1 protein-coding gene is annotated in these 1,875 nt (G+C 76.9%); it reads right to left on the bottom strand.

Going from position 1 to position 1,875, the window contains the following annotated elements:
- Window positions 1-1,579 (bottom strand): helix-turn-helix domain-containing protein (locus tag LE181_RS30965; protein ID WP_225664857.1); only part of this gene is annotated, 1,579 nt, incomplete at its 3' end.
- Window positions 1,580-1,875 lie beyond the last annotated feature (296 nt).

Genomic DNA, 1,875 nt, shown 5'->3' with positions numbered 1-1,875 from the left:
CGCGGCCCTCCGTGTCCCACTGCCGCGCGGCCGCGCCCAGTTGCTGCCGGGCGTGCAGCGTGGCGGCGTGCGTGTCGATCCACCCGCGCAGCCGCGGCCAGGCACGCAGCACCGCCTCGTGCGCCAGGGTGATGCCATCGGCGTCGACGGTGAGCAGCCGGGCGCGCGCGAACTCCTCCACCACCTCCAGGACCGCACCGGAGCGCGCGCCCGCCTCCTGGGACAGCTGCTCGCGCGAGACGCGGGCGCGGGTGGCCCGGCCGTCCTCGTCGACCCGCACCAGCCGCAGCAGGGCGTACGGCGCGGCTTCCTGACGGGCCGGCGCCAGCCGCGCGTACGCCCGTTCCGCGGTCGCCGCCACCGCCCCGGCGATCCCTCCCGCCTGCTGGTACCCCTCGACCGTCAGCGCCCCCTCGGTGCGGCGCTGCCACGTCGCCAGCAGCGCGTGGGACAACAGGGGGAGCACGCCGGGCCCGTAGCCTCCGGCCCCCTCGCCGCCGTCGGCCGCGCCGAGATCGCGCAGGACCAGCTCCACGAGCCCGGGCTCCGGCTCCAGGCCCACGGCGTGGGCCGGGCGGACGACCGCTTCCCGGATCTCCTGCGCCCGCAGGGGCTCCAGCGGCAGCTGGCCGTCGCGCAGGGCGGCCGCCAGCTCCGGGAAGGCCAGGCAGCGACCGTAGAAGTCCGCCCGCACGCCGAGGATCACCAGCGCCGCGCAACCGTCCCGGCCGCCGGGGAAGGCGGGGCCGGTGGCCAGCGCGTGCACGGCGCGCACGAACACCGTCTGTTCCTGCGCGTCCGCGCACAGGGTGAACAGTTCCTCGAACTGGTCGACGACGAGCACGAGTCGCACCGGCTCCGCGCCCCCGCCGTGCAGCCGAGGGGCGGCACTGCCGGCGCCGCCCGCGTTGAGCGCCGCGTGGACGGCGCGGGCGAACACGCCCGGCCCCCGGTCGAGCGCCTGCCGCAGGTCGCCGGGGGCGGCACCGCAGGTCTGTGCGACGCGGGCCAGCAGCTCGGCCACCGGCCGGTCCCCGGGCCGCAGGGTGAGCACCGGCCAGCGGCTCGACCCCTTCACCGGCAGCACCCCGCGCTGCAGCGCGGGTACCAGGCCCGCCTGCAGCAGCGAGGACTTGCCCGTGCCCGAGGCGGCCACGACGGCGGTCGGCCCGGAACCGTCCAGCCGCTCCGTGAGGAGGTACACCAGCGCCGCCGTCGCCCGCTCGCGCCCGAAGAACCAGTCCGCCTCCGCCGCGCCGAACGCCGCCAGGCCGCGGTAGGGACAGACCTCCAGCGGAGCGCCCCGCGCCCCCCGCCGGCCCTCCCCGGCCCGCGACACCAGCCGGGTCAGCTCGCCGCCCGCGCGCAGCACCCCCTCGCAGCGCCGGGCGACCTCCTCGGTCATCGGCTTCTCGCCCGTCTCCACCCGGCTGAGGTAGCCCTTGGTGTAGTGGACCAGGTCGGACAGCCCGGCCAGCGACATCCCGCGCGCCTGGCGGAGCCGGCGCAACCGCTCCCCGGGCGCCACCGTGGAGGCGGGGGAACCGCCGCTGTCGCCGTCCTCGCCATGTGGGTGCATCGGTGCTGTCCTTCGTGCCTTTGTGCCAACGGACGCGTTTCTTGCCCCAGGTTGTCCCCTCCGGTCCGCCCGGCGGCCGTGATCCGTGCACGCCGCACCCGAAACCGGTCCTTCGAGTGACCTCGCCCCGCCTCGTCACGGACGGTGACGCGTTGCTCCGTGCGGCCGCGCACGACTGGCCGCACGGCCCGCGCTCTGGTCATCTGTAAACGGCCCGGGGACCGGGCCCGGAGGAGGATGACGATGGATATCGGTGACCTGACCGAGGCGACACTCCGTGACCTGCGCCGCCCGCG

The sequence above is a fragment of the Streptomyces sichuanensis genome (assembly GCF_020328095.1).
Classification (GTDB): domain Bacteria; phylum Actinomycetota; class Actinomycetes; order Streptomycetales; family Streptomycetaceae; genus Streptomyces; species Streptomyces cinnamoneus.
Note: the sequence above shows the minus strand (reverse complement) of the source record. Positions and strands in the feature narration are given on the sequence as shown.